The organism is Halobacillus sp. K22, from assembly GCF_052246795.1.
Classification (GTDB): Bacteria; Bacillota; Bacilli; order Bacillales; family Halobacillaceae; genus Halobacillus.
Genome location: NZ_JBQQCN010000001.1, coordinates 218118 through 239712 on the forward strand (window position 1 = coordinate 218118; position 21595 = coordinate 239712).

23 protein-coding genes and 1 other annotated feature are annotated in these 21595 nt (G+C 40.3%); of the genes, 6 read left to right on the plus strand and 17 right to left on the minus strand.

Annotated elements, in window-relative coordinates; genetic code table 11:
* The 6 genes from ACTWPM_RS01125 (at position 1) to sigK (ending at position 3843) form a co-directional block, all read left to right on the plus strand.
* A complete protein-coding gene (locus ACTWPM_RS01125; RefSeq protein WP_443131220.1) occupies positions 1–339 on the plus strand; it encodes a Na(+)/H(+) antiporter subunit C in 339 nt (112 codons plus the stop codon).
* A complete protein-coding gene (locus tag ACTWPM_RS01130) occupies positions 332–1816 on the plus strand; it encodes a Na+/H+ antiporter subunit D (protein WP_443131221.1) in 1485 nt (494 codons plus the stop codon). The genes ACTWPM_RS01125 and ACTWPM_RS01130 overlap by 8 nt, the downstream gene beginning before the upstream one ends.
* A gap of 6 nt (positions 1817–1822) precedes the next feature.
* Positions 1823–2299, plus strand: a complete 477-nt coding sequence (locus ACTWPM_RS01135) for a Na+/H+ antiporter subunit E (protein ID WP_443131222.1) — start codon at positions 1823–1825, stop codon at positions 2297–2299.
* A complete protein-coding gene (locus tag ACTWPM_RS01140) occupies positions 2299–2610 on the plus strand; it encodes a Na(+)/H(+) antiporter subunit F1 (RefSeq protein WP_443131223.1) in 312 nt (103 codons plus the stop codon). The genes ACTWPM_RS01135 and ACTWPM_RS01140 overlap by 1 nt, the downstream gene beginning before the upstream one ends.
* Positions 2591–2965: a monovalent cation/H(+) antiporter subunit G gene (gene mnhG, locus ACTWPM_RS01145; RefSeq protein WP_443131224.1), complete on the plus strand. Its 375-nt coding sequence runs from the start codon at positions 2591–2593 to the stop codon at positions 2963–2965. Before ACTWPM_RS01140 ends, mnhG begins: the two co-directional genes overlap by 20 nt.
* 164 nt (positions 2966–3129) lie before the next feature.
* Complete coding sequence (gene sigK / locus ACTWPM_RS01150) at positions 3130–3843, plus strand: RNA polymerase sporulation sigma factor SigK (RefSeq protein ID WP_443131225.1); 714 nt, start codon at positions 3130–3132, stop codon at positions 3841–3843.
* 41 nt (positions 3844–3884) lie between these two features.
* Here sigK and ACTWPM_RS01155 read toward each other — a convergent pair whose 3' ends face one another.
* The 17 genes from ACTWPM_RS01155 to ACTWPM_RS01235 form a co-directional block, all read right to left on the minus strand.
* Positions 3885–4112 carry a YrhC family protein gene (locus ACTWPM_RS01155; protein WP_443131226.1) on the minus strand — a complete coding sequence of 76 codons (228 nt, stop codon included), beginning with the start codon at positions 4110–4112 and terminating at the stop codon, positions 3885–3887.
* 68 nt (positions 4113–4180) lie between these two features.
* The gene (gene mtnN / locus ACTWPM_RS01160; RefSeq protein WP_443131227.1) at positions 4181–4873 is read right to left on the minus strand and encodes a 5'-methylthioadenosine/S-adenosylhomocysteine nucleosidase; all 693 of its coding nucleotides are present in this window, start codon (positions 4871–4873) and stop codon (positions 4181–4183) included.
* A 19-nt stretch (positions 4874–4892) separates the two neighbouring features.
* A complete protein-coding gene (locus ACTWPM_RS01165; RefSeq protein WP_443131228.1) occupies positions 4893–5642 on the minus strand; it encodes a YrrS family protein in 750 nt (249 codons plus the stop codon).
* A 1047-nt stretch (positions 5643–6689) separates the two neighbouring features.
* Complete coding sequence (greA, locus tag ACTWPM_RS01170; protein WP_443131229.1) at positions 6690–7166, minus strand: transcription elongation factor GreA; 477 nt, start codon at positions 7164–7166, stop codon at positions 6690–6692.
* 160 nt (positions 7167–7326) lie between these two features.
* Complete coding sequence (gene udk / locus ACTWPM_RS01175) at positions 7327–7980, minus strand: uridine kinase (RefSeq protein WP_443131230.1); 654 nt, start codon at positions 7978–7980, stop codon at positions 7327–7329.
* Between the two features lie 55 nt (positions 7981–8035).
* Positions 8036–8665: an O-methyltransferase gene (locus ACTWPM_RS01180; protein WP_443131231.1), complete on the minus strand. Its 630-nt coding sequence runs from the start codon at positions 8663–8665 to the stop codon at positions 8036–8038.
* A gap of 109 nt (positions 8666–8774) precedes the next feature.
* Positions 8775–9914 carry an endolytic transglycosylase MltG gene (gene mltG, locus ACTWPM_RS01185; protein ID WP_443131232.1) on the minus strand — a complete coding sequence of 380 codons (1140 nt, stop codon included), beginning with the start codon at positions 9912–9914 and terminating at the stop codon, positions 8775–8777.
* 143 nt (positions 9915–10057) lie between these two features.
* A complete protein-coding gene (locus tag ACTWPM_RS01190) occupies positions 10058–10342 on the minus strand; it encodes a DUF1292 domain-containing protein (protein WP_443131233.1) in 285 nt (94 codons plus the stop codon).
* 15 nt (positions 10343–10357) lie between these two features.
* Positions 10358–10774 (minus strand): Holliday junction resolvase RuvX, encoded by a 417-nt coding sequence (gene ruvX, locus ACTWPM_RS01195; RefSeq protein WP_443131234.1) that lies wholly within the window; start codon positions 10772–10774, stop codon positions 10358–10360.
* Positions 10771–11043: an IreB family regulatory phosphoprotein gene (locus ACTWPM_RS01200; RefSeq protein ID WP_014643848.1), complete on the minus strand. Its 273-nt coding sequence runs from the start codon at positions 11041–11043 to the stop codon at positions 10771–10773. Before ACTWPM_RS01200 ends, ruvX begins: the two co-directional genes overlap by 4 nt.
* Before the next feature lie 62 nt (positions 11044–11105).
* Complete coding sequence (gene alaS / locus ACTWPM_RS01205; protein WP_443131235.1) at positions 11106–13742, minus strand: alanine--tRNA ligase; 2637 nt, start codon at positions 13740–13742, stop codon at positions 11106–11108.
* Between the two features lie 96 nt (positions 13743–13838).
* Positions 13839–14052 (minus strand) — a binding site (T-box leader).
* Positions 14053–14093: 41 nt separating this feature from the next.
* Positions 14094–15161, minus strand: a complete 1068-nt coding sequence (locus tag ACTWPM_RS01210) for an AI-2E family transporter (protein WP_443131236.1) — start codon at positions 15159–15161, stop codon at positions 14094–14096.
* Positions 15162–15401: 240 nt separating this feature from the next.
* Positions 15402–16217, minus strand: coding sequence for a sugar phosphate isomerase/epimerase family protein (locus ACTWPM_RS01215; protein ID WP_443131237.1), 816 nt, complete (start codon positions 16215–16217; stop codon positions 15402–15404).
* A 20-nt stretch (positions 16218–16237) separates the two neighbouring features.
* The gene (gene recD2 / locus ACTWPM_RS01220) at positions 16238–18559 is read right to left on the minus strand and encodes an SF1B family DNA helicase RecD2 (protein WP_443131238.1); all 2322 of its coding nucleotides are present in this window, start codon (positions 18557–18559) and stop codon (positions 16238–16240) included.
* Between the two features lie 21 nt (positions 18560–18580).
* The gene (locus ACTWPM_RS01225) at positions 18581–19240 is read right to left on the minus strand and encodes a tetratricopeptide repeat protein (protein ID WP_443131239.1); all 660 of its coding nucleotides are present in this window, start codon (positions 19238–19240) and stop codon (positions 18581–18583) included.
* A gap of 67 nt (positions 19241–19307) precedes the next feature.
* Complete coding sequence (gene mnmA / locus ACTWPM_RS01230; RefSeq protein ID WP_443131240.1) at positions 19308–20420, minus strand: tRNA 2-thiouridine(34) synthase MnmA; 1113 nt, start codon at positions 20418–20420, stop codon at positions 19308–19310.
* A gap of 4 nt (positions 20421–20424) precedes the next feature.
* Complete coding sequence (locus ACTWPM_RS01235) at positions 20425–21576, minus strand: cysteine desulfurase family protein (protein WP_443131241.1); 1152 nt, start codon at positions 21574–21576, stop codon at positions 20425–20427.
* Positions 21577–21595: the final 19 nt, after the last annotated feature.

Here is a 21595-nt window from a genome sequence, read left to right on the forward strand (position 1 = left end):
ATGGAAATTATTATGTCGATACTAGCCGGTATTTTATTTACCACAGGTATTTATAACCTCCTTCAAAAGCAATTATTACGCATTGTCATTGGGACGGGGCTTATCTCCCACGGAGCCCACTTATTTATTTTAACGATGGGTAAGTTGAAGACAGGAGCCCCTCCAATCCTATCTGAAGGAGTGGAAAAATATACAGATCCACTTCCTCAAGCCTTAATTTTAACGTCAATTGTTATCAGTTTTGGTGTAACAAGTCTACTGCTCGTGCTGGCTTACAGAACTTCTAAAATTAATGGCACGGATAATATGGAACAAATGAGAGGTACGGATTATGAGTAATTTAACAGCATTGCCCATTATATTACCGCTGATTGCCGGAATTATAATGGCCTTCATTCACAAACGAACTACTATGGTCAGAAAATTATCCCAGGTCATCGCTGTGGTTAACTTGCTGGTTGTGGGAGGAATTTTCCTTTATGTCTTACAAAACGGAGCCATCATTCTGGAAACAGGCGACTGGGCCGCCCCTTATGGCATCATACTGGTTGGTGATCTTCTTGCAATGACACTGATTTTAACCTCTAACCTGGTAGGAACAGCCTGCGTATTCTACGCGCCCAAGTCCCTGTCTAAGGAGCAGGAATCCTTTTACTTTTACAGCTTCTTCTTTATGCTGATTGCAGGTGTAAGTGGTGCCTTCTTGACAGGTGACTTATTCAATCTGTTCGTGTTTTTTGAGGTACTTTTAATGGCTTCTTACGGCTTGATTGTCTTAGGAAATGGCAAAGCTCAACTTAGAGAATCCATTAAATATGTTTTAATTAACCTATTCTCCTCCATGCTCTTTGTCACGACTATTGCCTTTTTGTATTCAGTAGTAGGTACGGTAAATATGGCGCAGGTCGCTGAAAGAGTGCAAGAGGTGGATCAACAAGGTATTCTTACGACTATAGCGATCATGTTCTTTTTCGTATTTGCGACAAAAGCAGCTGTTTTTCCATTGTACTATTGGCTGCCAAGACCATATATTTCGCCTAACCCTGTCGTATCAGCGCTATTTGGTGCTTTATTAACAAAGGTAGGAATTTATTCGATCTTGAGGGTTTTCACCCTGATCTTCAACCAGGATGTACAGCTGACACACACACTTTTCATTTATCTCGCGGCATTGACCATGATTTTTGGAGTCGTAGGAGCTTTATCTACGAATAATATTAAACTAGTCGTGGCCTACAATATCATTCCGGCTGTTGGTTTTATGTTGATGGGTATAGGCATCTTCACAGAAGTATCCATTAGCGGCACCATCTACTATCTGGTCCATGATATGATTATCAAAGGTGCTCTCTTCCTTCTTGTGGGAGCAATAGCTTATGTAGCGGGAACTTCGGACTTAAGAAAAATGGGGGGACTCATTCACCATTATCCGGTTCTGGGGTGGTTATTCTTTATTGCTTCCCTGGTACTTGCAGGCATTCCTCCCTTTAGCGGTTTTATTGGCAAACTGCTTCTGCTCAGAGGTGGTCTGGCGGAGGAAGAAATTTTGATTGTCATTGTCGGGCTTATAACCAGCCTACTTATTCTATTCTCTATGATTCGCATATTCATTCGCGGGTTCTGGGGAGAGAAAACTGACCTCCCACTGCCTGAAAGAGAACGTAAAGGCAAAATGATGGCCTGGCCGATAGGATTGCTTTTAGCCTTTTCCGTATTACTTGGGGTCGGTGCTGAGTGGTTCTATCCATCCATTGAATCCATTTCTACCTACTTAATGGATCCACAACTCTACATTGATTCTGTATTAAAGGAGTAGAAGCTGATGCCTTTTCAAATCGTTTTAAACATTATTATTGCGATCATGTGGATGTTTCTCAGTGAAAGCTATCAATTTTCCACTTTTCTTGTGGGGTATCTACTTGGGATCGGTCTCCTATTTATTCTCAGGAGATTCATTCCAGACTCATTTTATATGCATCGGGTATGGAATTTTATTAAATTGATGCTTTTATTCGTAAGAGAGCTTGTCCTTTCAAACATTGATATCGTAAAAGTTGTCTACAAACCAAAGCTGGATATCGAACCAGGAATATTCGCTCTTCCTATTGAATTAAAGAGCAATTTTGAAATAACTTTATTAGCAAACTTAATTACATTGACACCTGGTACACTATCTATAGCTGTCAGTGACGACCACACAAAAATTTACGTACACGCGATGGACATCCCTGACGTTGAAAAGTCCATTAACGAAATTAAAGAAACCTTTGAAAAAGCGATTATGGAGGTGACTCGCTAATGGACAACATATTAGACGTTACCCAGAAACTGATCGAGTATTCAGCAACCATTGCGGTCTTAGGAGTTTCTGTTTCCGTAATGATCTTATTATATCGAGCGATTAAAGGGCCGACCAATCCGGACCGGGCCGTTGCCCTTGATATTATAGGCATCAACTTAATGGCTTTGGCGGGGATCATTGCTATATTACTCGTAACAACTAAATTTAATGATGTTATTCTTCTGATCGGTATTTTACTATTTATCGGAACGGTTGCCTTAGCGAAATTCTTAGAAAAGGGTGTTATTATTGAGCGGGACATGGATTAATTTAATTTTTGACATCCTCATATGTTTTTTCTTACTCTCGGGTACCTTTTTTATCATTTCAGGTTCAATTGGAATTCTTCGCTTACCTGATGTTTATACGAGACTCCATGCTGCCACTAAGAGTTCTACCCTGGGCGTCTCCGGAATCATGATAGGAGCCTTTTTATTTCTATTCATCGAGCATGACATTGTGAGCGGAAAGCTTCTTTTAGGAATACTATTTGTGCTCCTCACAGCTCCTGTATCAGGACACGTAATATCAAGAGCAGCCCATCGAAGTGGTGTTCCTTTATGGAAAGATAGTGTCAAAGATGATTATGATGAAGTTTTACAGGCTGAACAGAAAGATAAATAAATACACCCTTAAAAACCGCGGGTCCTGTGATGACAGGGACCCGCGGTTTTTTATGAAGAAACAACTAGGTCAGGCCTTTTTGTTCCTGTACAAGCACATCCTCCCTTATTCACACATAGATATGTTGTAGGCAATTGCCTAAATATCGAGGAGGTGCGCGTCGTATGAGCAGTATTATCGCTTCCATCCTTTACTTTTTCAAAGAATCTTTATTCTTTATGTCTTACGTTAAAAATCAAGCCTTTCCAAATCCCCTTTCCTCTGAAGAAGAAGCTAAACAGCTTGAATTAATGAAAGAAGGCAGTCATGAGGCGAGAAACATGCTTATAGAACATAACTTGAGGCTGGTAGCCCATATCGTGAAAAAGTTTGAGAATACAAAAGAAGACTTTGAAGATTTAATTTCCATCGGCACAATTGGACTGATTAAGGGGATTGAAAGTTATTCGACAGGTAAGGGAACCAAACTAGCCACATATGCAGCGAGGTGTATTGAAAATGAGATATTAATGCATCTTAGATCCACTAAAAAAATGAATAAAGATGTTTCCCTTCAAGATCCGATTGGCCACGACAAAGAAGGAAATGAACTAAACCTATTGGATATTTTGCAAGCGGACGTCAAGGATATAGTGGAAGAAATTCAGTTACACATGGAACTTGAAAAAATAAAAGACTTTATCACTATATTAGATGAACGTGAAAAAGAGGTCATTATCTTTCGCTACGGACTAAATCAAACCGAAGAAAAAACTCAAAGAGAAATAGCGAAAGAATTAGGAATCTCCAGAAGTTATGTATCGAGAATTGAAAAGAGAGCCTTAATGAAAATCTTCCACGAATTTTATAAACAAAGTAAACAAGGAAAGAAAACGTAAGAGAGCCACTGAACGATGTTCGATCAGTGGCTTTACTAAGGCTATTCACTTGGTAAAAGCTGCTGCAGCTTTTTTATTTTTTTTATAAATACGAAAGCGGAAACCAATCCTGCTCCGATAACCGGGTAAAGAAAATAGTGTAGTGTAGTGTGATATTCAAAAATACTAATTAAGGTGCCAATATATAAATAGCTGATTAAGATTAATAGAGTCATAATAAAGCGTTTATAATCTGAGATTTTCTTTTCCATCCATTCAGTCGATTTCATGGATAGATCACCTCCTGCACGGCTATTATTGTAACATATTGGCCGTGCAGCGAAGCTGGTAATATTATCTATTCATAAGCAGTGACCATTGAAATTATCATAGCTGCCGCATTTCCGGCAGCTTTTGGTAAGAATTGGTCAAAAGAAATCGAGGAGTCTTTTCCTGCGATATCGGACAAGGCCCTGATTACAACAAATGGCGTCCCGTATCTGTAGCATACCTGGGCGATCGCTGCGGCTTCCATTTCTGCAGCTACCATTTGTGGAAATTTACTACGTACGAACTGCACCTTGCTTTCCTCCTGCATGAAAGTATCTCCTGTTGCAATTAGACCCTTCGCAAAAGCTGCATCTGTTTGATCCACAGCTTCCACCGCTTGCTTTATAAGCTTTTCATCTGCCTGATAGCGGGCGGGCATATCTGGAACTTGTCCATAATCATAAGAGAAGGCGGTCACATCTACATCATGGTACGTAACAGCATCCGATATAACAATATCTCCTACCTCTAGATCTTTAGCAAAACCTCCTGCCGACCCCGTATTAATAACAGCTTCCACGTCGTAATGCTCGTGCAGAATGGTTGTCGCGACCGCCGCATTTACTTTTCCTATTCCTGATTTTAAGAGAACCACTTCTTTTCCTTGTAGAGTGCCATGAATAAAAAGGCTTCCTGCAATTTCTTCTGAGTTCGTGTTTTGCATCTCAGTTTTTAGTTTTTCGATTTCCTCATCCATTGCTCCGATAATACCAATTGCCATTTTTCTCTCTCCCTTTTCTTTAGCGATCCACTTCTTTTCCTTCCAACACTTCTAATTTAACAGGCTTATATCCTTCTCCTTCTACCCATTGAACAGAAACACGGTAATGCTCGGTTTCATTTTTGTTAGAAACCGTTGCTTCAGCTTTTTGAGGACTCCCCCCATTTCCAACCCACCAGGTAATCATATTTTCCTTTGAAAGACCTGTAGCCTTACTGACAGCCTGAATAAGTTCATTCCAATCCTGTGAACCTTTATCGTAAGAAATTCTATGCTCGCCGCTTGTATCCAGTTCTGTTGGAACAGGCTCCCAATCTTTCTTTACGATTTTCGCTACATTTTCTTCATTACTTTCTTCGACCTCTACCTCGTCTTCCTCCTCGGAAGATTCATCTTCATTTGAGCTTTCTTCATTACTAGCATCTTCTTCATTACTGTCTTCTTCAGAACTTGAACTACTACTTGATTCAGAGCTATTTGATTTGTCCTCTTCTGAGTCTTGCGTATTTTCCTGATCGTTCACCGAACTATCGCTGTTATTATCCTGTTCTGTTTTATCTTCCTGATCTGCTTCGCTATTTGAAACAGCGTTTTCCTCATTGGAACCTTTAGCGTTACTTGCTTGATCATCTCCGCCAAATATCATCAAGGCTAAGAAAACAACCAACAATGCACTGCCGGCACCTACTAACCAATTCATAAGAATAGTACTCTTTCGTTTCTTTTCATAACGATGAGCTCTTGATTCCTGGGTATGTTTGTCAGCCATTCAAGTCTCCTCCTTTGAATTCGTTGTTAATTATACAACAATAGGGCGCGACGACCAACACTTTCATTTATTTTTCCATTTGCCGGAGAATGTCTTAATTAACAGACTCTACTAAATCTCAAAGTTGCCCTTACAGTAAATCTCCTCCATTGTGCACGATCAGATTCGGCCGTCGTGATGCAAGCTCTTTCTTCGTTCCCGCTCACGTGGCTGACTGAGCCGAACCTCCTCTTACGAAAAGTAAGGCTCATTCCTGTCCATAAGCTGGTGGCTAAGATGCATCCGCTTCTCACCTAGAAGTCTCGTCTTTTTCCAACAACCTAGTAAGATCTAGGAACGGTTCGTTTCATAGAAGAAGTGGGCGTATGCAGCTTCAGAAAGTACTAGGTGAACTTTCTAAAGTCGAAGCCTGAAGTAGCTAAGCGCCTTCCAGCTGAAAAGAGTGTTTTCCTGAAGCCCCTTTGTACAAACAATTGCTCGACTCTGCGTCTTACAGTCGAGGGTCATACAAATGAATAAGCTTCTTATGTAGAAAATCTAAAACAGGTCTTTTGTAGTAATAATTAATTAGCAGGTATTAAAAGAGCCAGTTTTTCTTTAGGGGAAGCAAAAGAGCAGGTCTTTATCCTCTGGACAACTTAAGTGAAATGCTTCGAGACAACTTTAGCAATAGAACAGAGATGTCATCGTAGAGTAAAACTACTGCCATTAGCATTCGGGTAAGTTATTAATAATCTGTTATTTTTTGTTAAAGAAACATAATAATAAGGCGCTGTTAAACTTCCGTGTTGATCTTAAGGATAAGCTTCCGTTACTGGAAGACTTGATATCGAGATATATGTTGAGCTGAAGGTCCTTCGGGGGACGATTTCGCTTTCCCCACCAACCCGCTCCTCATCTCGTAACGGCCCCAATATATATCGAAATCGAGTCTTCAACTATCCGGCCCTATTGTGTAATAAGACCCTTATGAAAAATCAACAATAAACTCTAACAGAGCCAATAATAAAAAAGACAGGGAAGCCCCTGTCTTTTATTTATAAAATTCTATTCTACAGTTACGATTTTAACATCTATATCTCCACCTGGGGTAGCTACAGACACTTTGTCGCCTACTACATGTCCAATCAGGCTTTGGGCCATAGGTGAATCATTGGAAATTTTCCCTTCAAATGGATCAGCTTCAGCACTTCCTACGATTGTATAAGTTTCTTCTTCTCCATCTGGAAGCTCTTGAAAGGTTACAGATTTACCTAAGCTTACTGTATCAGGATTGTCATTATCATTTTCAATGATAACCGCATTTCGAATCATATTTTCTACTTGAGTAATGCGGGCTTCCACAAATGCTTGTTCATCTTTAGCCGCATCATACTCAGAGTTCTCAGAAAGATCTCCAAAGCCGCGTGCAATTTTAATACGCTCTACTACTTCTTTACGACGCTCTGTTTTTAAATGGTGCAGTTCGTCTTCGAGCTTTTGCTTTCCTTCTTCTGTCATGTAATAGTTTTTTTCTTCTGCCATCTTCTTTAAACACTCCTTTAATCCATCAAAAAATTGATGTTCCCTCATATAGGAAATGAGCGATACCTTCGTATGCTCATTAGTGAATTACTATACTTTACACGAGGACTCTTTATTGTAGAACTACTATTGAAAACTATGCCAGATTTCTGGAAGGTTTTCAACTATTTTCTGAACTGAAATGGTGTTGCGTTTCATTGAGGACCGTCTGAATCTTTGTAGCCATTAAGTCAATAGCTACGTGGTTTTGGCCCCCTTCTGGAATGATAAGGTCTGCATATCGTTTCGTAGGTTCTACGAATTGCAGGTGCATCGGACGTACCACATTAATGTATTGTTCAATTACAGAATCCAGTGTGCGTCCACGTTCATTGATATCTCTCATCATTCTGCGAATGATCCTTACATCAGCATCCGTATCTACGAAGACTTTTATATCCATTAAATCGCGTAAGCGTTCATCTTCTAAAACAAGAATACCCTCAACGATAATAACCTCTTTAGGCTCAACATGAATAGTCTCTTCCGAACGAGTATGCATTTTATAGTCATAGGTAGGTTTCTCTACCGATTTCTGATCAATTAACTGTTGAAGGTGCTCCATCAGCAAATCATTGTCAAAAGCAAGAGGGTGATCATAATTCGTCTGTAACCTTTCTTCATAGGGAAGGTGACTCTGATCCTTATAATAATAATCTTGCTCTACCATTAGAATTGTTTTATCAGCAAATCGCTGGATAATGGACCGGGTGACGCTTGTTTTCCCTGACCCTGTACCTCCGGCTACTCCAATAACTACAGGTTTGTCTTTCATGTTTCTGGTTTCTCCTTTCATCCCAAACATATTCTCTGAACTGTGCGGGGTTCAGTTATTTTTTTATAGTGATAGCTACACCATCGCCAATTGGTACAATTGTCGTGTGATAATCGGGATTTTGAATAAGCCAATGATTGAAACGGCGTATTTTCCGTGCAATTTTTGCCATACGCTTATCTGCTTGTGATTCATCCACAACATACCCCTTAAATAGAACATTATCTGAAATAATTACACCTCGTTCAGATAATAACGGTTCGTATAGGTGAAAGAATTCTTCATATTTACCTTTAGCAGCATCAATAAATAGGAAGTCATAAGAACCTTCTTTCTTAACTTCTTCCTTCAGCTCAAGAGCATCTCCAAAGAGGAGTTTGATCCTGTCTTCAGCTCCATGTTTATTAATAAAGTGCTGGGCATCTCTATAACGATTCTCGTCTCTTTCTATTGATACAATATTACTTTCAGGTGAAGCTTCCAACATACGAAGGGCCGAATATCCTATTGCGGTGCCTATTTCCAAGATGCGTTCAGGTTTATGCATACGAATCAGCTGCATTAGAAAATGAATACCAGCCGGCTCCATAATCGGTATATTCTTTTCCTCAGCGTATACCTCCATGTTCGCCAATTGGCCAGTGGAAGGTGGCAGCAATGATTGCACATATGCGTCTTGCTCCATGATGTTAACATCCCTTCATATTTAATTTACATCTATTTTACAACCCCATTATTTTAACATATAAAAATGGAGGAATGCGAGTAATCTCACATTCCTCTTCAATAATAAATTAATTATTGTTAATGTACTTGTTTTTCTTTTCGTTATGCTTTTCCAGAGTTTTTGAATAGTAAATATTTCCTTCACTATCTGCGAGGAAGTACAAGAAGTCTGTATCCGCCGGCTGAACGACAGCTTTTAAGGAATTCTCATTAAAATTGGAGATAGGTCCAGGAGGCAATCCTTCTTCTTCGTACGTATTGTAAGGAGAGTCGACTTCAAGATCTTCATATAAGACTCTGTCTTTATGCTCACCTAAAGCATATAATACGGTGGGATCCGTTTGTAATGGCATTTCTTCTTCTATGCGATTATAAAATACACTAGCGATTTTCTTTCGATTCTCAGAAGTTCTGGCTTCATTCTCTAATAGAGAAGCCATAGTCATCAACTCATGTAAAGTCATTTCATCATTAAGTAGATCCAACTGGGCCAGTTGTTCTTTGTAAGGCAGCACTACCTCTTTAGTCTGATCTAACATTTTTTTAACAATCTGATCAATTGTAGGATCTTCTACATAAACAGGATAAGTAGAAGCAAATAGATATCCTTCAAGAGGATATTTAATCTCTTCATTTAATATCTCATCTGTTAACAGCTCGGGGTACTGTTCCATAAGTTCTTTCACATATTCTTTATCATTTACTTTTGCTAAAAATTCGTCTTTAGTAAATGGAAGTTTCTTTGCTAAAGTACCCGCAATCTGATCGAGCGTACGGCCTTCAGGTATGGTTACCTTAAATGCCGGATCTTTAATTAATTTACCTGACTGAAGTGAATCAATAATTTCGTTCAGTGTCATAGACGAAGTAAGCTGATATTCCCCAGCCTGGAAACCTGATTCATTATTAAATTTTGTATAAAACCTAAAAATTAAATCATTTTTAATTATTTCATTCTTTTCAAGAATCCCTGCAATTTGAGAAGTGGATGAGCCCAGGGGTATTTCTACGCTCTTTTGACTTTCATCGTTGGGGTCCACAGGCTCAAGGGCGGATTTAATATAAAAGTAACCGCTCAAACCTACGACAAGTAAAAAAAGCACCAATATTGTAAGAATGGAAGCTACAATTTTTCGTACCGTGCCAGCTTCCTCTCTGCGTTTTTTTAGTCGAGCTTTATAACTTTTTTTGAAATTTCTTTCTGACAACAGACTTCCTCCTTCCATCCGGTACATTATACTACAAAACGCGAGATCCTTTCCACATCAGCGGTATAATTTCTATAGTTCAAAAGCTTCCCATAATAAAAAGCCTGCAGTTTTTGCAGGCTTTTTATTTGTTCGGTACCTAATTAGGTTAAATCTTCATCTGTTAAAGTATTCAGCATCTCTTCAACCATTTCCCACTCATCATCAGACTCGATCTGGTAGAGAGCAAGATCATCTTCCTCATTGCCTTTTTCTTCATACCGAAAGGCAAAAACCTCTACCTCGTCTCCCTCTTTCTGCTCAGCAGGAATCACTGCAATATAGGATTGTTCCGTCTGCTCAACATCGAATGTGAACAATACTTCAAATAAATGTTCCTCTCCATTTTCATCTGGAATTACTATACGTTCTTCTTTTTCTAGTGCCATGATAAAACGTCCTCCTTATTGTTTAGAATCTAAATAACTCTGCAGAATGATGACAGCGGCCATTTTATCAATGACTTTCTTTCGCTTCTTTCGACTGACATCGGCATCCAACAATACCCGTTCTGCTGCCATTGTCGTTAAACGCTCGTCCCAAAGGTGGGACGGGATCTTATATTCTTTTTTTATCCACGCGGCGAAACGCTGGCTCGCTTCTCCTCTCGGTCCTACAGTCCCGTTCATATTCTTGGGAAAACCAACCACTGCTTCTGTAATTTCATGATCTTCAATGATCTTTTGAAGCGGTCCTCGAACCGTATTAAAGTCGGTTTCATCCCAATGAATGGTCGTCAGTCCTTGTGCTGTCCAACCAAAAGCATCGGAAATAGCGACTCCTACCGTTTTTTCGCCTACGTCTAAACCTATTTTTTTCATTCATTGCCCTCTTTATTCTCTCTGATGTAAAACTTAACTAACTCTTCGATTAGTTCATCACGTTCAATTTTACGAATCAAGTTTCTGGCATCCTGGTGACGCGGAATATACGCTGGATCTCCGGAAAGTAAATAACCAACTATTTGGTTGATAGGGTTATAGCCCTTTTCTTGAAGAGCGCTGTGTACAGATAGCAGTACAGAGCGCACATCTTGATCAAACGGTTCCTCTGAGAAGTTAAATCTCATTGTTTTATCCATTGAGCTCATTCATGTCACCTCGCACATATTAGTCTTTACTCTATTATATACCTATTTTACTTAATGGAAAACTAAGAACCTTGATTTACGTACTCTTTTGCAAATTCTAAGGCCTCAGGGATCTTAGTAGCATCCTTGCCTCCGGCCTGAGCCATATCCGGACGACCTCCGCCGCCTCCGCCGCATCTGGAAGCAGCTTCTTTAATTAAATGTCCCGCATGGTAACCTTCTTCTACTAAATCTTTCGATACTCCTGCAATTAGTTGAACTTTATTTCCATTAGGTGCGGCAAGCAGTATAATACCTGACTCAATTTTTTGTTTTAAATCATCAATCATAGAACGCAAAGCATTCATATCCTTCACATCCACTTGTTTTGCAAGCACTTTGACGCCGTTAATTTCTTCAACTTCGTCAAGGATAGTTGAAGCCTCCATATTAGAGATTTTAGCACTTAAAGATTCATTTTCTCTCTGCAGATCCTTAATTTCTTTATGAAGGACATCAATTCGTTCAGGTACCTGCTCTGGCTTAGTCTTTAAGCGTTCTCCTGCTTGCTTTAACAGGGTTTCTTTACCATTCATATACAGGTAAGCATCTTTAGCGGTCACAGCTTCCATCCGTCTGGTTCCAGCGCCAATCCCTGTCTCTGATACAATTTTGAACAAACCAATTTCTGCGGTATTTACAACATGACACCCACCGCAAAGTTCCAGGCTGTAGTCACCTACTTGGACAACACGGACAGTATCACCATATTTCTCTCCAAATAACGCCATAGCTCCTTTTTCTTTAGCTTCTTCGATAGAGCTGTATTCTACTCTTACCGGAATAGACTGCCAAACCTTTTCGTTTACGATGGATTCGATTCTCTCCATCTCCTCATTGGAAACTGAGCCAAAATGGGAAAAATCAAATCGTAAACGATCAGGAGCTACAAGCGAACCAGCTTGATTGACATGGTCACCTAATACGTCCTTCAAAGCCTGATGAAGCAAATGGGTAGCCGTGTGGTTCTTGACTATAAAGGAGCGGGATTTCTCATCAACTTCTGCATGGACCTTGTCTCCCTTATGAAGCGAACCACTTTGAATCACCGCTTCATGCATGTGCTGTCCGTTTGGCGCCTTTTGAACATTGGTTACTTCTAATGAAACATTGTCGTTTTCTATAAGGCCTTTATCAGCGATCTGCCCGCCGCTTTCGGCATAGAAAGGTGTTTTATCCAGGAATACGTAAACTGTATCGCCTGCTTCTGCTTGTTCACTAAACTCTTTGCCTTTAATCAGCTCCACGATTTCTGCTTCTGTATGAAGTTGATCATAACCGGTGAATTCACTGGCTACATGAACGTCACCGAGTACACCCTCCTGAACCTGCATAGAACCGGTTTTCTGACGAGCTTTCCTTGCACGTTCCCGCTGCTTCTCCATTTCAAGCATGAAACCATCTTCATCTATAATAAAACCAGCATCGGCCACATACTCTTCCGTTAGCTCTTTTGGAAAACCATACGTATCATAGAGACGGAACACTTCAGTGCCAGGGAATATATTACTGCCCTTTTCTGATTCCTGTTTCATAATCGTGGACAGCATTGCAAGTCCATCATTCAATGTTTCGTGAAAACGCTCCTCTTCCGTTTTAATCACGTTTTGGATAAAGGACTGCTTCTCTTTTACCTCCGGATAGAAGTCGAGCATAATTTCAGCTACTTCCGGTACTAATTTGTACATGAAAGGTTGATCTATACCAATTTGTTTAGCAAATCTTACAGCTCGGCGCAACAAACGGCGCAGAACGTATCCTCTTCCTTCATTAGACGGCAGAGCCCCGTCACTTACTGCAAAAGAAACTGTACGCATATGATCAGCTATAACTTTAAAGGAAGAATCTCCTTCCTCACTTTCTCCGTACTTTCTACCCGAGATAGACTCTGTAGCTTCGATTAAAGGTTTGAATAAATCTGTTTCGAAGTTGGTCGGAGTATCTTGAATAACGCACACAATCCTCTCAAGTCCCATTCCTGTATCAATGTTTTTCTTTGGTAAGGGCGTGTACGTATCATCAGGATTATGGTTGAATTGGGAGAATACCAAGTTCCAGATTTCTAAATACCGTTCATTTTCTCCTCCCGGATAAAGTTCAGGATCTTGAGAATCATTCCCGTATTTTTCACCACGGTCATAAAAGATCTCAGTATTTGGTCCACTTGGTCCTTCACCAATATCCCAGAAATTCTCTTCAATACGGATAATTCGCTCTTCATCGAGCCCGACAACATCCCTCCAAATGGAATAGGCCTCATCATCTTCTGGATGAACAGTAACAGATAACTTACTTTCATCAAATCCAATCCAATCTTTACTAGTTAAGAATTCCCATCCCCACTTCATTGCTTCCTCTTTAAAATAATCCCCAATGGAAAAGTTGCCTAACATTTCAAAGAAAGTATGGTGGCGGGCTGTAAATCCAACATTTTCAATATCGTTGGTGCGGATGGATTTTTGTACATTCACAATTCTTGGATTCTCAGGAATGACCCGCCCGTCAAAATATTTTTTAAGCGTAGCTACTCCACTGTTAATCCAAAGAAGTGTAGGGTCTTCATGAGGAACGAGAGAAGCACTTGGTTCCACACTGTGATTTTTTTCTTTAAAAAAGTCTAGAAACATTTGGCGGACTTCAGCAGATGTCCATGATTTCATGTAATTACCTCCTTAATGTATAATGCATCATTCTTCATGCTCTCATAATAAGACATTCATTATCTGTACGAACAAAAAACTCCCGTCCCTGCCATTGGCAGGGACGGGAGTTTAAATCCGCGGTACCACCCTGATTATAGACATTAAGCTGTCTATCACCTCTAACGCCAATAACGAGGCGCGACTCCGGCGGGGATTAACCGCACTCAGGAATAGCTTTCAGCAACCCTGTCCATAGCATACTTCTCAGCCTGGAGTATGCCTCTCTAATCATGGGTAATTGCTTACTTATTTCCTTCACTGTTTTTCGTTCGTATAGTGTCGATATGCGCTATTATAGATAACTGTTCCCTATCTGTCAATATGAAGGCGTCCTTTATGAACTTCACTGACAATTACTTTTAAACATGTAAGGACCGGTACAGCTAAAATCAATCCAGGAATTCCAGCAAGTTCACCACCAGCAAGTAAGGCAAAGATAATGACCAGTGGGTGGATGTGAATACTTCTCCCCATAATATATGGAGAAAGCAAATTCCCTTCAAGCACTTGAATCACAACGACCACAAGCAGACTAAAAATAAGAGTTTTTACCGAAATAGTAACAGCTACGATTAAGACCGGTACAGCCCCAAGCAAAGGGCCAAAATACGGAATTATATTCGTTAATCCTGCTATAATTCCGAGAATAAGAGGATAGGGAAGCTCCACCAGCCAAAACCCGACAGAGGCCAGCGCCCCTACAAAAAGACTAATCAGAAGCTGGCCGCGAATATAGCCTCCTAAAGAATGACTAAGTTCCCTGGTCAATCTTCGAGCTTCATCATGCCAGGAACCAGGTAGTAGAGTCATCAAAGAGTGACCGATCAATTTGTAGTCTTTTAAGAAATAGAATGTCATTACGGGTATGACAGCAAGTAAAAAGACCATATCAAAGACCCCAGTTAAACTTGTTAGTACGGTCATTAATTTTGTGCTGATCCATTCTTCGAAATTTGAAAAGCTCCCGTCCAGCTTTTTATGAATACCATCCGGGAATCTCTCTGTTTGAGCATATAACTGTTTAGTCCATTGTTGATATGATTCAGTTAAGGCAGGAACTTGCTCGCTCAAAAGTCTTATCTGAGCTACCAGTCGGGGATAGCCTTTATAGATTCCTAAACTTACAAGAGAAAAAAATGCCAAAAATATAAACAGGATAGCAAGCGGTCTTGAAACACCCGTCTCTTCCAAAAGATTCACAAGAGGATGGAGTAGTAAGGAAAGCACAAGCGCCAATACAAAAGGTAGAAGGATTCTTCCAATCATGATAATAATATGATCATAATAGGGAAACAGCCAGGCTAGTAGTAATAGACTGAGAAGCACAATGAAGAAGATGACAAACCGACGTACCCACTTGGCTGTTTGATCACTCATCCTTACTTAAGATCCTTGTTGATAGAATATGTCATTGAGAGAGCTTAGACTGCCATCTTCTTCAATTTGGTTTATATTCATTTTACCGTTTTCAATGGCTAACTCTAGACAGCAATTCCAACAATAATATTGTTCGTTTCCTATTTTACCAAGATTTTTGCTCTTACAATTCGGACATTTCATGGGGAGACATACTCCTTTTTTACAAACCAGTATGTCCTTCCCGAATAAATTCATACATTAACCTATGAGATTACGAATCCATTCTAACCCTTCATCCACATACGAATCAGATGGCCTCGAGTGAGGAGTATGCTCCAGGATGAAGTATCTTCCTTTTCTTTCAGACAGAATTTCAATCATGGACTTCATATCATAGTGACCATCTGTTTCATTTAGGCCTGGATGAATTGGTACCCAGTAATATTTATTATTTGAAAAACTCACGTTATGTACATGAACAACGGTTGTGTACGGCAGCAAGGGCACAATATATTCTTTCCATTTATCCCCTGCTGCCATTCGATAATCTCCCATATCAATACAGATAGATAGTTGATAGGTTTCCCACACTTTTTTAGGGAATTGCTGAAGATAATGAATGCCTGCGGGGGAACGATTAAGCCCGAGTTTTGGTTCACAAACAATAGAGATTTTGTATCTTTCCTGCAGCTCAGAGAGGTAACGAAGTCCTTCCTCAATTATAGGACGAGGATTTGAGCTCACAGAGCCCTTAAAATATGGAAAATGCACAAGAATGTATTCCGCACCGACGCTTGCTGCTAAAGCAACTTCCTTTTCAAAATTCTTTCGGGCTTCCCCAGGATCCATAGACACATAATCGATTAGATCGTACTTGCTGTTTCCTCTAATTAGTGGCGAATGAATTCCAAAAGAGACCTTATTTTGCTTAGCCATTTGAAGAAAATGATAAAAAGAAGCTTTATCTGGAAATTCTCCAATTTCAATATGATGAATTCCTGTTTTGAATAACTGATCAAACTGATCTGGATCACTTAAAATGGTGCTGCCGGATATCCCCAGCTTAGACCTCATAGTCTGTCTCCTCCTTAAATTTACATAAAATCATAAGGGGACAATTCTTCTTCATTTTCCGCTTCTTTCGGTACCGCCTTGTCCTGGAGTTTTTCTTTTAATCTGGTATAACGGAGATTCGTATCCGTCGACTTTACGCCTTCAAGAAATGCATTACGATCTCCACAGATGATCAGCGATTGCTTAGACCGGGTAATAGCTGTGTAGAGCAAGTTTTTCCGGAGCATCCTCTTGTAGCTTCGGACCACGGGAAGAATGACAATCGAAAATTCACTTCCTTGAGATTTATGGATCGATGTACAATAAGCCAGCATCACATTATTCAAATCTTTTTTAGGATAAACGATTTCTTTTCCGTCAAAATCAATGACGACCTGCTCCACACCATCCACGTTTTCTTCCTCACGAAATATCGCTACAATTTCACCTATATCTCCATTATAAACACCGTCTTCAGGCTGATTAACCAACTGAATGACTTTATCCCCTTTTCGATACGTCTGATCTTTAAATTGGATATCTCGCTTCTGCTTGTTTTTAGGATTTACAACTCGCTGAATCTCTGAATTCAGTTTATGAATGCCTACATCTGTGCGGTACATGGGTACAAGAACTTGAAGTTCTCTCAGGTTAATACCTTTATCGATTGCTTTTTTCACAATATGGGTAACTATATCAGCCAACTGATTTTCCTGAGCTGGTATAAAATTAAAATCATGCTCTTTAGCCAATGATAAAGCGGTGCACTGATCATTTTTAATCTCATGAGCAAGCTGGATAATTTTTGAACCTTCCTTTTGACGGTAAACTTCCGTTAGTTTCGAAGCTGGCAGTTGCTCGGAAGCAAGCAGGTCAGCCAGTACTTGGCCGGGACCTACCGATGGAAGTTGGTCTTCATCCCCTACTAGGAGGACTTGCATGCCTGAAGGAATAGCTCGAAATAATTGATTTGCAAGCCAAATATCCACCATCGAAAATTCATCAATGATGAGGACCTCACCTTCTAAAGGATTATTCTGATTGCGTTCAAACTGCTCATGTCCATCCCAGCCAAGTAAGCGATGGATCGTGCTAGCAGGCATTCCAGTGGATTCTGTCATACGTTTAGCAGCCCGCCCTGTCGGAGCAGCTAATACAAAAGGAAAAGGCTGATCCGAATCGTAGTCTTTCGGATCAATTGATACGTCATTTAACTCCGCATAAGACTGAATAATCCCCTTAATAACCGTTGTTTTTCCAGTACCAGGGCCTCCTGTTAAGATCATCAGCTTCGAGTGTAAAGTTCTCTCTATTGCGTTAAACTGGTCTTCTCCATAACTCATTGCTTCCTCTTCTTCAATACTTCCAATAATTTTCATTAGATCCGCCTGAGTATGGCTGGTTTCCAGCTCCTCTTCAAGAATACGATCAATATTACGGCAAAAGCCATTTTCAGCAAAATATAGTGTTGGTAAGTAAATTCGATCCTCTTCTATATATACATATTTTTCCTGGCCGAGGTGGATGATCTGATCTGATAACTGCTCGAATGAGATAGGAGCTTCAAGACCTGTGTTCAGTAATTGGTCCACTTGTCCAAGACATTCTTCGGTGGGAAGGTAGGTATGACCGGCAGACATGCTTTTTTGCATCATGTATAAACATGCTGCTCTGAGTCTCGTAGGATGATCATGAGAAAGATTTTGCATCCTTGCCATTTCATCTGCGCGATGAAATCCGAAACCTTCGACTTTAAATACAAGTTGATAAGGATCTTCTTCGATAATTGCAAGAGTCTGATCCTTAAAAACCTCATAAATTTTTTGAGATAACTTTAACCCGAAACCGTATTGAGAGAGGTGGATCATTACGTGTTCAAACCCCTGATGCTCCTTAAGGGAATTATATAATTGATCCGCTTTTTCCTTAGTGAGCTTCGGGATATTATCTAAAGCATCTCTGTCTTCTAAAATCAACGATATCGCTTGTTCCCCTAAATGATCAACAATACGCTCAGCTGTCTTTTTACCTATGCCATGAAATAAATCACTTGATAAATAGTGAACCAGGCCATCTTTTGTTTCAGGCAGGACACGGTTATACATCTCCACCTCATACTGCAGTCCGAATTTTTGGTGGTTACGGAATTGCCCGTAAAAGATATAGGTTTCTCCTTCTTCCAAAGGTGAGAAGTGTCCCTTAATAACCAGTGAGTCCACATCTGTCTCTTCATTTGTTTCATTGACAGTGATCGCTGCGATGGAAAAATGTTCAGACTCATTATGGAAGATCATCCGATTGAGTTCACCTTTAACATAAGGACGGTCTTCATTGGATTCAGAAAAGAGCGTTTGTTGTGTCATTCCATCTTTCTCCTTCAATAATTACTCGTTCAATGCTTGTTCGACTTGGGCCTTTGCATGAGAAGCCAGCATATGCTCAGGCTGGATTTCCAGGGCTCGATTAAAATGCTGGAGTGCTGTTTTCGCTTCTTCTTTATGAAGAGCTACCACCCCTAAATTGTAGTAAGCATCACTGTGTTCTTCCTCCAATTGTAGCACACGTTTCATAGCCTGTTCAGCACCATCAATCTGACCATTTTGGGCTAAACACAGGCCATATTGAAATTGGATATCTACATCTTCCGGAGCCAGTTCAGCCGCTCGAAGTAAATAAGGGAGAGCAAGTTTCGAATATTCCTGATGGACAAAGGTCATTCCAAGCATAAAGTGTACATCAGCTTCATCTAAACCGTTTTGGATGGCTTGAATAAACTGTTCCTGGGCTTTCGTGAACTTTTCTTGTTCATAATACACATTCCCCAGGCCGTAATAAGCTGTAGCTGCTTCATCATCAAGTTCAATAGCTCTATTAAAAAAACGGGTAGCTCGTTCATAATCGTTCATGTGCATAAGCAGGTTTCCAAAGTTAATATAGCCTACCGGCTGTTTAGGATTTTCATCAATAGATTCTGTAAACAGACGGGCTGCCTCTTCATAATTGTGCTTTTGCATCTCTTCAATACCTTGCTTTAATTTATCCATATTCTCTCTCCTTTTTTAAAATTATGTAAAAAAGTCATGTCCTGAATAACGGACATGACCCTTTTGTTCAGCCTACATAAGTGACCGCTGCATCTTCTTTTAAGACCGTATCAATAGTGGCACCGCCAAGACAAACCTCTCCATCGTAGAACACAACAGCTTGTCCAGGAGTAATGGCTCTTTCCGGCTCATGAAAAATTACTTTCCAGCGTCCATCTGTCATTGGTCGAACAGTTACGTGGCTGTCCTCTTGCCGATAACGGAATTTTGCTGTACACTCCATGGCTTGTTTCGGAGCTATTCCAGTGGTCCAGTTAGCCTCAGACGCAATTAAACCATCAGAATATAAAGCATCATGGTGAAAACCTTGTCCAACGTATAGAATATTTGACTCTACATTCTTACCTACTACAAACCAAGGATCTCCAGCGCCTCCAATTCCTAAACCTTGGCGCTGACCGAGAGTATAATACATAAGCCCTTCGTGTTTTCCCTTCACTTCACCATCCAGAGTTTCCATGTTACCCGGCTGTGCCGGAAGGTATTCGCTCAGAAATTCTTTGAAATTCCGCTCACCGATAAAGCAGATACCTGTTGAATCTTTCTTTTTAGCCGTAGCCAGGTCATTCTTCTCTGCTATTTCTCTCACCTGTTTCTTTTCTAAATGGCCGAGAGGGAACATTACTTTTTCAAGCATGTCCTGAGTCAGCTGGTTCAAGAAATACGTTTGATCTTTATTCCTGTCAATTCCGCGCAGCATTTCATAAACCCCATTATTCTCTTGCACCTGAGCATAATGTCCGGTTGCTAGATAGTCAGCCCCAAGAGAAAGCGCATGGTCTAAAAATGCCTTAAACTTGATTTCTTTATTACACATCACGTCAGGGTTTGGCGTCCGGCCTGCTTTGTACTCCTCTAGAAAATAAGTGAACACTTTATCCCAGTACTGCTTTTCAAAATTAACCGCGTAATAAGGAATATCAAGTTGATTACAGACTCTAATCACATCTTCATAGTCTTCAGTGGCTGTACATACTCCATTTTCGTCAGTATCATCCCAGTTTTTCATAAAGATTCCGACTACATCATACCCCTGCTCTTTTAATAACAGAGCGGCGACAGACGAATCGACGCCTCCGCTCATCCCGACTACCACACGAGTGTCTTTCGGTTCTTTCATATTCTCACCTTCCTGTTACGCTCAGTCTTTGTACGATTTGACTGATTTTCTGTGCTGCTTGTATAAGGTCCTCTTTGCTATTGGAAAGACCAAAGCTGAATCGAATTGAATTGGTGGTTCGCGGATCGCCTGAACCATACATAGACGAAAGTACATGAGAAGGTTCTACAGACCCAGCTGTACAAGCACTGCCGCTTGAGGCAGCAATTCCCGACAAGTCAAAGTTTGTAAGCATTGTTTCTACGTTCATTCCTGGAAAACTAATGTTTATGATCGATTCAACACTATATTCTTCTGCACCATTAATCGAGTAATTCACGCCTGCTTCGTCTAGTGCATTTAGAAATGTTTCTTTCAATTCTTTGTAATGTCTCTTTTTACGTCCGCGATCTTCTTCAATCAGTTCCACTGCTGTTTGGAGACCTTTTATAGACGGAAGGTTTTCCGTGCCTGCTCGCCTTTTTCTTTCCTGCTCTCCGCCATGCTGCAAGGACTCAAGCTTAGCCCCTTCCCTTACATACAGAAAGCCAATACCCTTGGGACCATTTATTTTATGACCTGAAACCGCCATCAAGTCAATTGGTAAATTTGTTACATCAATTTCCACGAGTCCATATGCCTGGACAATATCAGAATGAAAAGAAGTGGAATGTTCTCTAAGGAGTTCAGCAACTTCTTTTACAGGCTGCATAACCCCTGTTTCATTATTTACCATCATAATAGAAACAAGAATCGTATCATCTCTTAATGATTTTTCCACATCTTCTACACGAACTGCGCCGTTGCCATCTACAGGCAGATAAGTTACTTCAAAACCTTCTGTTTCGAGATATTCGACTGCATGTAATGTAGCATGATGTTCAATTGGAGTGGTAATAATATGCTTACCTTCCTGCTGACGGGCTCTGGCTGTACCGATAATTGCTAAGTTATCGGCTTCCGTACCGCCGCTTGTAAAAACTATTTCTTTTTCATTCGCTCCAATACTCCCCGCAATTACCCTTCTCGCTTCATCAAGTATCTTTCTTGCCTGCCGTCCGAATTGGTGCACGCTTGAGGGGTTACCATAGGTCTCTTCCAATAGTGGGATCATGGATTCCACTACCTTTGGATGAACGGGAGAAGTAGCAGCATGATCCAGATAAATTCCCTTCATTCATTCTCACCTCTACCTG